The organism is Clostridium sp. YIM B02500 (genome assembly GCF_022324665.1).
Classification (GTDB): Bacteria; Bacillota; Clostridia; order Clostridiales; family Clostridiaceae; genus Clostridium; species Clostridium beijerinckii.
Genome location: NZ_JAKGTE010000019.1, coordinates 100,237 through 111,259 on the forward strand (window position 1 = coordinate 100,237; position 11,023 = coordinate 111,259).

Here is an 11,023-nt window from a genome sequence, read left to right on the forward strand (position 1 = left end):
ATTAAATTTCAAATAAATAGAAAAGTTTAAATTCAGTTAACAATTCTATGATACACTCCATATTAAAATAACATAAGTAGCAAATGATAGCTATAGATAAATAATAATCCAAACAATTTTAGGCAGATATGTTTTGTAACTCATAAAAATTAAGATATTTTTTAGGTTACAAACAAAGTATAAAAATTAAAAGTATGGTATTATTTTCATGTACATATAAAATATTTCAATGATTTATTTGCATGTGAATCATTGACTGTCTGGTCGGTCATTTAAATAAAATGTGAATATAATGAGTCAGTAATTTATTGTAATACAGTATTTTTATAAGTGAGGTGGTTTTTTTGGCAAGATTGAAAAATAAGGAAAATGAAATTCTTGCCGCTGCAATAGACATATTTTTCAAAAAAGGTTTTTCGGGAACTAATATGCAGGATATTGCGGACAAGGCACAGATAGGTAAGGGTACAATATATGAATACTTTAGAAGTAAAGATGATTTATTTGTACAAGCTTTAAAGTACGACCATAGAAATTTCACTATGAATGCAAACCAGAAGATATCACAAGAAGAATCATTTCTTAAAAAGCTAGGAAAGCTTATAGAATTAACTGAGCATGCTGTTATAGAAAAGGCTGGAAGGATAAGTTATTATATAGCAAATGAGATTTCAGAATTAAATCCTGAAGCAAAACGTGATCTTGAAGATTTTATAAAAGATATAAAAAGAAATGGGAGAAATATTACATACAATATTTTAAAGCAAGGAATCGAAGAGGGGGAGGTAAGGCATACAGGTATAGATATTGATTTTGCTACAAATGTTATAGGAGGAATGGTGGCATTACATTGTCATCGGACTTGTCATGAAAATTATTATTCAGTAGAACAAAGAAGAGAGGAAAATGAAAAGCTTATAAATTTCATTATGGATGGAATTGGTGCAAAGAAAAATTAATTTTATAATATATAAATTAACAAAATAAACTATATGTTTACAGATTAGGAGTGTGAAACATGAAAAATGTAAAAAAAATAGTTATATATGCTGTAATTGTTATAGCTGTAATAGGCTGTGCTGCAGTAGCTAAAACTAAGTTATTCACAGCTAAAAAAGAAGCAACCACTGCCGTTGCTGCTAGTAAAACTACTGTTGAAGTACAGATTGCCAAAGCACAAGAAAAAAGTTTAGGGGATTCATATAAAGCAACACTAGAAGCTTATCAGCAAGGAATAGTAACTAGTAAGATAGCAGCAAAGGTTGTTGCTGTGTCGGTTGAGAATGGACAATATGTAAATGCTGGTGATACTATAGCTACGCTTGATGACCAAGATATACAAAATAATATAAAAACTGCACAAGCTCAGGTAGAAGTTAGTGAGCAGCAAGTCAATTCAACGCAGCAACAACTAAATTCATCGCAAGTAACGCTACAGAAATTGCAAATTCTTATGGACGATGCACAGCGTAATTATGATAGACAAAAGACTCTTTTTGATGGAGGCGCTATATCAAAAACAGATCTTGAATCAGCTGAAAAAGCTCTAAACACTTCTAAAGCTGATTATAGTTCAGGATTAGCAAGTATTGAATCAGCAAAAGCAAGCATTGAAAGTTCAAAAGCAAGTTTAGAAGCACAAAAAGTAAATTTACAGAAGGCTCAAAATGATTTGGCCAACACAGTGATTAAAGCACCTATAAGCGGAGTTATAAGCGATAAAACCTTAAATGTAGGACAGATGGCATCTCAGGGAGCGGCCCTTGCAAAAGTTAATGATATATCGTCTGTATATGCAACAATACAAGTGCCACAAGAGAAAATAACTGGAGTAAAAATAGGTCAAGTTGCAACAATTACCGTAGATGGAAATGATAAAACATATGATGGCACTATTGAAGCTATGGACTCTGCAGCGGATGCTACAACTAGAGTATTCAATTGTAAAGTAAAAATAGATAATGGCGATAAGTCACTGTTACCTGGTATTTTTGGAAAGGTACAGCTTATTAGCGAGGAAAAAGCACAAGTTATAACTGTTCCGATTAGTGCTTTAGCTGGTAACGAAGGAGATTATTCTGTTTTCTTAAATGATAATGGAACAGCTAAAAAGCAAAAAATTACAATTGGTGAAACTAATGAAAATAACGTTGAAATAACAGATGGTATTAAAGAAGGGGATCAGGTAATATGTACTAATATAAGTACGCTTCAAGAGGGTAGTGAAGTAGATGCAATTATAAAGGATGATAGTTCTTCAGATAACACAGCTTCTGAACAAGATGGCGGTGCAGATGATACAACAAATAAGTAGGAGGGATAATAAATGAATATAGCAAATATTAGTATTAAAAGACCTGTATTTATATCAGTTATAATGATTGTCCTTACTATTTTAGGCTTTGTATGCTATAAGGGATTGACACTTAATGATATGCCAAATGCTGATATGCCTTATGTTTCCGTTGTAGTAACAGAAAATGGAGCTACACCAGAAAATATAGAAAGTAAAGTAACAAAACAGATAGAAGATGCAGTACAGCAAATTTCTGGAGTTCAAAATATAACTTCAAGTGTAAGTTCAGGGATGTCACAAACTGTTATAGAGTTCGATTTAAGTAAAAATGGTGAAGTTGCAGCACAAGAAGTTAGAGATAAGATTTCAAGTGTTAGAGGTAAATTACCAACTGATGCTGATGATCCGATAATTTCTAAGTTTGATATGTCGGCGACATCAATTATATCCATAGCTGTTTATGGTTCAACTGATAATCAAAAAATGACAGACTTTGTAGATAATACTTTAAAGCCAAAGTTATATGCGGTATCGGGTGTTGGAGCCGTAAATGTATCTGGTGAGGATACAAGAGAAATTCATATAAAGTTAGATAATAATAAATTATTACAATATGGCCTTACATCAGGTGCTGTAATAAATAGTATCAAGAGTGATAATATTGATCAGTCAACTGGTAAAGTTATTGATGGAGATAACCAGATATCTATTACAACAAATAGTAAAATACAAAAAGTAGAAGATTTTAAGAATATCTTGGTGTCCAACAAAAACGGAACAGAGATTAGAGTAAAAGATATTGCAACAGTTGAAGATGGGATTGTTGAAAAAACAAGCCAAGCTTACTATCAAGGTAATCCGTCAATTGGTATTGATATTGTTAAGCAATCTGGTGCTAATACAGTAGAAGTTGCAAAAGAAGTTAAAGCAGCATTAGAACAAGTTAAAACTTCATTACCAGAAGGTATGCATGCTGATATTGTTACTGATAATTCAACATCAATAAAAGATACAGTAGATGATGTTATGAATACTATCATAGAAGGATGTATATTAGCAGTTGTTATTGTATTTCTATTCTTAAATGAATGGGAAAGTACCCTTATAAGTGCATCATCTCTTCCGATATCTATAATAACTACTTTTATTTGTATGAAAGAGATGGACTTTACATTAAATACTATGTCTTTAATGGCATTATCACTTGCAGTCGGACTTTTAATTGATGATGCTATAGTTGTTATAGAAAACATTGTAAGGCATCTCCATATGGGAAAACATCCAATTGATGCGGCTAAGGATGCTACCTCAGAAATTGGATTTGCAGTAATAGCAACAACTTTAGCTGTTATTGCAGTATTCTTGCCTATGGCAATGATAGCTGGAATAATTGGAAAGTTCTTTATTGAGTTTGCACTTACAATTGTTTTTAGTATGGCAGTTTCATTGTTTGTATCCTTTACCCTTGTACCAATGATGTCATCTAGAATGCTTAGATCAGAAAGAAAAGAAAGTAAAACATTTATTGGTAAGTTTTTTGGGTGGTTTAATTATAAATTCGATCTTTTTGCCGAGAAATATTCACATTTATTAGCTTTTCTTCTTCATAAGAGGATAACAGTCTTGGCTGTTTGTGCAGTTATGTTTATAGCGAGTCTTTCGCTTATTCCATCATTAGGTTTCGTAATGATACCTATAACTGATAAAGGACAAATAACAGTTAATGCTAATTTTGATTCAGGAATAACATTAGATACTGCAAGTAAGGAGACTAAACAGATTGAAGAGATTGTTAAGAAAAATCCAGAAGTTGAATATGTATATTCAACAGTTACTAATAGTAAAGCAACAGTTAATATTACATTGGTAGATAAGAAACAACGTAAGATTAGCTCCAGAGATATGGCGCAAAAACTTGGAACAGATCTAAAGATACTGCCTGGAATGGATATTACAGCATCAGCTGCCTCTATGGGAGGTGGTGGCGGATCCTCAAAAGATGTAGCCATTAATCTTGTTGGTGATGATAGAGCAAAAGTTCAAGCTTTTGCAGAAAAGATGAAAGCAGAGATGGCTAAAGATCCAGATGCTACTAATGTTGGTGTTAATACCAATTCAGGTACACCAGAGGTAAAAATGACTGTTGATCGTGATAAAGCTGCTGATTTAGGTGTTAACAGTTCAGACGTAGCTAGTACCTTGGCTACATTATTTAATGGTTCAACTGTAACTAAGTATGATGGTGGAAAAGATAGATATGATGTTAAAGTTTTGCTTCAAGATGAGCAGCGTAAAAATCTTAGTAATCTTGATGGAATTTACGTTTCGGGTTCAAACAATAAGCTTGTTCCGCTAACTGAAGTAACTAAAAAAGTTGTTGGAACAACTTCTTCAACATTACATAGATACAATAAGCAGGCACAAGTCGAGCTTTCTTGTAATGTAAGAGGTTTATCTACTGGAACTTTACAAAATAAGTATTTAGCTAAGATAAAAAGTGAATTGCCGGCGGGAGTTTCTTTGTCTGTTGGAGGAATGAATGGAACTATGCAGAAGAGTATGATTAGTTTGGTGCAAAATTCAGTTTTATCAGTTCTTTTATTATATTTAGTTATGGCAGCCCAATTTGAAAGTTTTGTTGACCCTATAGCTATAATGTTCGCTCTACCACTAGCATTGATTGGAGCAATAATAGGATTATATGTTGGTGGAAGTCAATTAAGCATGATGGCAGCAATAGGTATTGTAATGCTTATGGGACTGGTTGCTAAAAATGGTATATTGCTTATTGATGCTGCAAAGGAAAGAATTAAAAAGGGAATGCCAAGAAATGAGGCTTTAGTAGAAGCTGGTCTTGTAAGATTACGTCCTATAATCATGACTACTTTAGCAATGATATTTGGTATGATTCCTACAGCATTAGCTACAGGAGCAGGTACTGAAATGCGTAAGCCGATGGCACAAGCGGTAATTGGAGGATTAATCACTTCAACGATATTAACATTATTCGTAGTTCCAATAGTTTATACAATACTTGATGGATTGAAAAAAAGATTTGCAAAAAAAATTCATAGAAAAAAATCAACACCAATTGATAGTGAATCAAATGTAAGCATATAACAAAGAAATTGCTAATTTTAATAAGATCATACTAAAATTAAGTTTTAGTATGATCCATATATAAAGTGTATTAGTTTAAATACAAAGTTCAGGAGTAAATCCTAAATTATGACTACATTTACTAAACAATAAAATTGTAGTAAAATAAAGCTACAACAGAAAAATAATCTAGTAAATAAAAAGAAAATTCGAATTTATATTAAAATAAATATTAATGAAGAGGAGATTTATACATGAGAAAAAATATAAATAAGATAATAGCATTTGCAATAGGGATTAGTGTTATGAGTGGTAGCGTGGTACCAGCACTTGCAGCAGATTCAACTCAACAAACAACTACTAGTACAAGCACTGCAACAAATTCACAAATCGTAAACGGAAAGCCATTACTTACTTTAGATGAAGCTGTAAAAGAGGCAATCAGCATAAGCGAAATATTACAACTTGATACTAGTAAAATAACTTACCAAGATAAGACTAATGACATAAATGAAGACTTAGATGATTCTAAAGATGTTAGTGGAGATGAAGAAGACTTTAATGATGATACTAGAGAAGCTAATGCAAATAAAGCTAGGCAACAAAGGGATTTTGATCAAGATGCTTTAATTCAAAAAGTTACTAAAGCATATAATAATATCGTTACAAGTCAAATGAAAATAGATAAAGCCGGAAAAGAATTGCAAATTAAAAACAAGACATTAAATGATGCAAAACTTAAAAGCAGTCTAGGAATGGTAACATCAAGTGATTTGAAATCAACTGAACTTGAAATTGAAAATTTACAAATAACACAGAAAACAAGTGAAAATACATTAAAGGACGCTGAATATAGCTTCAAAGTATTGACAGGTAAGGATGTAACACAATATACTTTGGAACAGGATATTCCTTATGAAACATTAAAAATAGATGGATCTATAGATACTTACCTAGATAAAGTTATAGATAACTATTTAAAATACAGGGAACAAATACTTAAGCTTAAGAAAGATCATTATTATGATTCTGATAATAAAATAAGTGACGGCGATGTAAGTGATGCAAAAAAAATAACAGATGAAGCTCAAGAACCTAAATTAAGTGATTATAACGGAAATATTGAAGCTTATCTCACAGATTACAATAAATATCAAGCTGCTAAAAGTGCATATGCAAATGCCATATCGGCACGTTTAACTTATTTAGGTAATAGACTTAGTGTGGATCAAGAACAAACAAGTATAGATGAGGACAAAAAGAACTTTAAAAATCAACTAAGAACACTTTATACAAATCTTATTACAGCACAAGATAATATTAATTATATTAAGCAAAATATAGAATTAAGCAACAAGAACCTTAGTGATGCAAAACTTAAATATGACTTAGGAATGATAACTGAATCTGCTTACAATTCCCAAGTTTTGAGCAGTGAAGATCTAAATATTCAATTAAGAAGCCAAATTGATAACTATAATACATTAAAGCAAGAAATCCAAAAACCTTGGATAGCATTTTCTGGAGCACAATAGTATTAACTTGGATTTCAGATTTTTAGAAATCTGAAGACTTCAAAAATATATTCATACTAATTATCACATAAATAAGGTGATTAGTATGAATTATTTATAATATATAAAAGTTCAGTGGCCTTAAGACGATCTAAACTAAGTTTAGATTATAATATTTAGTTTGTTTTTTTTATTAATGGTGGAAAATGCTAAATAAAAAGAGGGAGAATTTTAGGGTGGAAATTAAAGAAAAAATTTTAAAGTCATCTATCAAACTATTTATGGAAAATGGTTTTTTTGAAGTGTCTATTAGAGATATTTTTAAACAAATTAACATAAATAAAAGTGCTTTTTATAAGTATTTTAAAAGTAAAGATGAGCTTATATATAAAGTGATAGAAGAGTTTTGTTCTCCATACTTTGATGAAATTATAGGTACTACCAATTTATGCAATGAATCCGCAAAAAAAAGGCTGAAAACAATTTTTATAAAATATTGTGGAATAATACCATATTTAAAAAAGATTCTAAATATAAATAGATTTAACTATATTGCTGTCACATTTATAACAATTGAAGGATTGAAAAGTTATGAAAATAGAAATCTAGTAAATGATTTTAACCATAGATTATTGGAAGGAATAGACAATGTTGTAGAAGAAGGAAAAGAATTAGGTGAGATTTTGCCAGAAATTGATTCTCTATCTACATCAAAGAGTATTGTGTCGATGTTGCAAAGTTCTATGGTACTTTGGGCAATGAATCAAAGTATCGATATAAATTTATTATTCAAAACTAATTTTAAATATTTATGGAAAAGTATCGGAGTAAGTCCAATTTAAAGCAATTTTAAAGCAATAACTATATTTAAAGAGAGAATCTCTTTAAATATAGTTATTATCATTTATTTAGCAATTTTTAGTTTTTCTCATAAAATCTTCTGAGTTTACAATAAACCTTATATGAGAACCTTTTCCGATAGTACCTTGGTCATCACTTGCTTCCACATCAAAAAATAATTTTTTTCCATCTACTTTTGTAAGGGTAGATTTGCATTTTATATTTGCGCCAATTGGAGATGATTTAATATGTTTGACACTCATGTCAATTCCAACTGTAGTATAGCCACTTGGAAGTTCCTCTATTACTAAACTTTTTGATACATTTTCCATTAGAGCAATCATAGCAGGGGTTGCATAGACTTCTAGATCACCTGATCCCATTTTTATAGCTGTTTCATTTTCTGTAACTTTAAACTCTTTGACATATGAAGTACCTTCATTTAAATTAAATTCCATCGAACAAATTTCTCCTCTCAATAAATATAGATTCTTTATTAGATATATTACATTAATAATAATTTTATAGTACTAAATATTTTCGTATTTTTCAAGAATAATAAAAATTGGTAAGGATTAAGAAAAAGATTGTTTTTTTTTAAGGTTTATGGTTTTAAGTATAAATCGTTTTAAAGTTAAAAAGGAAAATTTATAAAAATTACATATGAAAAGCAATAAAAAAGTGTGTAAAGAATTAAATTATTTATATTTTAAAGTATATAAGGAAGTGTTAATAAAAAATAACTAGCAGATTAAATTCCACTAGTTATTTTTTCTATATGCACACGTAAATATTTACTATTAATAAGTTGTATATATTAAAAATATAATTTTATCGCCTCAAGTTATCTTCGTAAATATCTTTGTTAGAAGATGGAGGAGTTACACGAACATATGCATATTCAGGAGCTTTATACCCTGGACCATATATCAAAAATTCGATAATTTTCTTAGCAAAAGCCTTAGAGAGTATTTTTTTCATTTAACATCACTCCTTACCTATATGTTACATTAATTATATTGGAATATTCGGAAAATTGCAACATTTTATTAATAAATAATAATTATTATCCAGTATAATACATTTATTTTTGTGGAATAAAAAAGCATAATAGTTTTATTATTCCAGTATTATTATAAATCTATGATGTATATATAAAATTTATTAACTTTTTTACCTAGTAAATTTTATATATACAATTAGAGAATAAATACTGGTATAGTTCCTATCATAGTTGGCTAAATAAAGAAGTTAGTAAGCTATATAAGATGATGTTGACATAAGTTTCCTCTACATCCATAGTAAATCAATTGATTGAAAATTACATTAATTGTATAATTTTAGATGAATTGATTGAAGCGGATTAAAAAATAAGTAAGCACTTAATGAAAATTAAAAGGAGAATGATCCATGTGAATATTAGAAAGAAACTTACTTCATTTATACTGGTTTTATTAACTAGTATAAGTTTTGGACAAGTAGTAAATGTACAAGCTGCAACTACTGATTCAACTGTAGTATCTAGCAATACTGTTAGCAAGATATCAGATGAAATTCCTAATCCAGGTATACCTGAAAATAAGCCAAGTGAATTAAATGTTATTTATAAATATAGTACCCAAGATATTGTAAATAGTAATGATGGAAAAGTTAACATAACATCAACTATTGGGTGGAAAAAAGAGAATGGATACTGGTATTACTATAAATCAGATAATACAAGAGCAACTGGGTGGATAAAACCAGATAACAAGTGGTATTATTTAAAATACGATGGAAGAATGGTAACTGGCTGGTTTAATGTGAATGGAATATGGTATTATTTGGATCAATCAGGCAGTATGGTTACTGGTTGGAGTAAATTAAATAATGTTTGGTATTTCTTAAACAGTTCAGGGGCTATGGTAACAGGACTAAATAAAATTGATAATAAAATTTATATGTTTTATAGTAGTGGTGAAATGGCTACAGGATGGTATAAATCAGGTGATAATTGGTATTACTCTAGCAGTAGTGGAAGCATGGCAACTGGATGGATTAAAGATAATGGAACTTGGTATTATTTATATGATACTGGTGCAATGGCTAAAGGATGGGTTAATATTGATGAAAAGTGGTATTATTTAAAATCTAGTGGAGCAATGTCAACAGGATGGATAAATTCTGGAAGTGATACTTATTATTTAGATAAATCATCTGGAGCTTTAGTTACAAATTCTACAATAGATGGCTATAAAATCGGTTCTGATGGCAAGAAGATAGGGCCAGGAAATCCAGTCAATAATAATTCTGATACTTTATTAAAAGGTATAGATATTAGTCACTACAATGGGGACATAGATTTTAAAAGAGTCAAAGCTTCAGGGATCCAATGTGTATACATAAAAGCTACAGAGGGGACAACCTATGTGGATAATTATTTAGGAATTAGTTATAGTGGTGCTCAAAATGCTGGATTAAATACAGGTTTTTATCATTTTTTAGTTGGGACAAGCTCTCCTGAAACACAAGCACGTAATTTTTATAATAACATAAAGGATAAGCAGAATGACCTAAAACCTGCTTTGGATATAGAACAAGATGGATTTGATGTCATGGGTTATGCATTAAGGTTCATAGATGAATTCAAAAAATTAAGTAATATGGACATTTGTATATATACATATTCAGATTTTATAAAAAATAATTTAGATAGTAGATTATCTAAATATACATTATGGGAAGCAAATTATTATAAGAGTCCATTTAACTTACCAGCTAATAGTGTATGGAATTCTAGAGCAGGACATCAATATACAGATAAAGGTGTTATCGATGGAATCTATGGAGATGTAGACTTAGATGAATTTACACAAGATATTCTTAGCAATTAAATGTTTCACCCAAAAAGCAAGCAAAGCAGCTTAAAAGAAAAGCTATCCTTAAAGGATGGCTTTTTTTTATATGCCTCAAAACGAAAAAATTCTTTATTATAATCAATTAATATTATTGCAATAGAATTTTTTTACTAATTAACAAAGGAATTTACTGAAAGTCTTCACCATAATATTGTAACTTTTTTGTAACGCTTTTAGTTAAAAAAACTTTTATACTTTAGATATAGATAACCACACTAATACCTGAACTTATGCATATAACTCGCCGAAATGAATATATTTCATAGTTTAACGCGTTGTGCTAATTTTTGTATTGCAATTATTGTAGTATAAAAATGCGCAAAATATCCTTGAGTAAAATTTAATAAATTTTAACCAAATGCAAGATGTTTAATTTG

The 11,023-nt window shown here is 29.8% G+C and carries 8 protein-coding genes; 6 read left to right on the forward strand and 2 right to left on the reverse strand.

Annotation, left to right across the window (positions count from 1 at the left end):
• Positions 1-335 precede the first annotated feature (335 nt).
• From L1S46_RS16200 to L1S46_RS16220, 5 genes are all read left to right on the forward strand, one after another.
• Entirely contained in the window at positions 336-959 is a 624-nt protein-coding gene (locus tag L1S46_RS16200; RefSeq protein ID WP_238900436.1) for a TetR/AcrR family transcriptional regulator, read from the forward strand.
• Between the two features lie 59 nt (positions 960-1,018).
• Positions 1,019-2,314, forward strand: coding sequence for an efflux RND transporter periplasmic adaptor subunit (locus tag L1S46_RS16205; protein ID WP_238900437.1), 1,296 nt, complete (start codon positions 1,019-1,021; stop codon positions 2,312-2,314).
• 12 nt (positions 2,315-2,326) lie between these two features.
• Positions 2,327-5,416, forward strand: a complete 3,090-nt coding sequence (locus L1S46_RS16210; RefSeq protein WP_077856570.1) for an efflux RND transporter permease subunit — start codon at positions 2,327-2,329, stop codon at positions 5,414-5,416.
• A gap of 233 nt (positions 5,417-5,649) precedes the next feature.
• On the forward strand, positions 5,650-6,930 hold the full coding sequence (locus L1S46_RS16215) for a TolC family protein (RefSeq protein WP_077856571.1): 1,281 nt from the start codon (positions 5,650-5,652) through the stop codon (positions 6,928-6,930).
• Between the two features lie 215 nt (positions 6,931-7,145).
• The gene (locus tag L1S46_RS16220; RefSeq protein WP_017211688.1) at positions 7,146-7,751 is read left to right on the forward strand and encodes a TetR/AcrR family transcriptional regulator; all 606 of its coding nucleotides are present in this window, start codon (positions 7,146-7,148) and stop codon (positions 7,749-7,751) included.
• Between the two features lie 66 nt (positions 7,752-7,817).
• On the opposite strand, the gene L1S46_RS16225 is transcribed toward L1S46_RS16220, so the two are convergent.
• Positions 7,818-8,207 (reverse strand): thioesterase family protein, encoded by a 390-nt coding sequence (locus L1S46_RS16225; RefSeq protein ID WP_238900438.1) that lies wholly within the window; start codon positions 8,205-8,207, stop codon positions 7,818-7,820.
• A 373-nt stretch (positions 8,208-8,580) separates the two neighbouring features.
• Positions 8,581-8,730 carry a hypothetical protein gene (locus tag L1S46_RS16230; RefSeq protein WP_017211686.1) on the reverse strand — a complete coding sequence of 50 codons (150 nt, stop codon included), beginning with the start codon at positions 8,728-8,730 and terminating at the stop codon, positions 8,581-8,583.
• 431 nt (positions 8,731-9,161) lie between these two features.
• On the opposite strand from L1S46_RS16230, the gene L1S46_RS16235 reads away from it, so the two are divergent.
• Positions 9,162-10,622: a GH25 family lysozyme gene (locus tag L1S46_RS16235; RefSeq protein ID WP_238900439.1), complete on the forward strand. Its 1,461-nt coding sequence runs from the start codon at positions 9,162-9,164 to the stop codon at positions 10,620-10,622.
• Positions 10,623-11,023 lie beyond the last annotated feature (401 nt).

Excerpts from the sequence above, each read along its gene's own strand:
- L1S46_RS16215 (WP_077856571.1), top strand. The coding sequence starts at position 5,650 with ATGAGAAAAAATATAAATAAGATAATAGCATTTGCAATAGGGATTAGT.
- L1S46_RS16210 (WP_077856570.1), top strand. The coding sequence starts at position 2,327 with ATGAATATAGCAAATATTAGTATTAAAAGACCTGTATTTATATCAGTT.
- L1S46_RS16230 (WP_017211686.1), bottom strand. The coding sequence starts at position 8,730 with ATGAAAAAAATACTCTCTAAGGCTTTTGCTAAGAAAATTATCGAATTT.
- L1S46_RS16225 (WP_238900438.1), bottom strand. The coding sequence starts at position 8,207 with ATGGAATTTAATTTAAATGAAGGTACTTCATATGTCAAAGAGTTTAAA.
- L1S46_RS16205 (WP_238900437.1), top strand. The coding sequence starts at position 1,019 with ATGAAAAATGTAAAAAAAATAGTTATATATGCTGTAATTGTTATAGCT.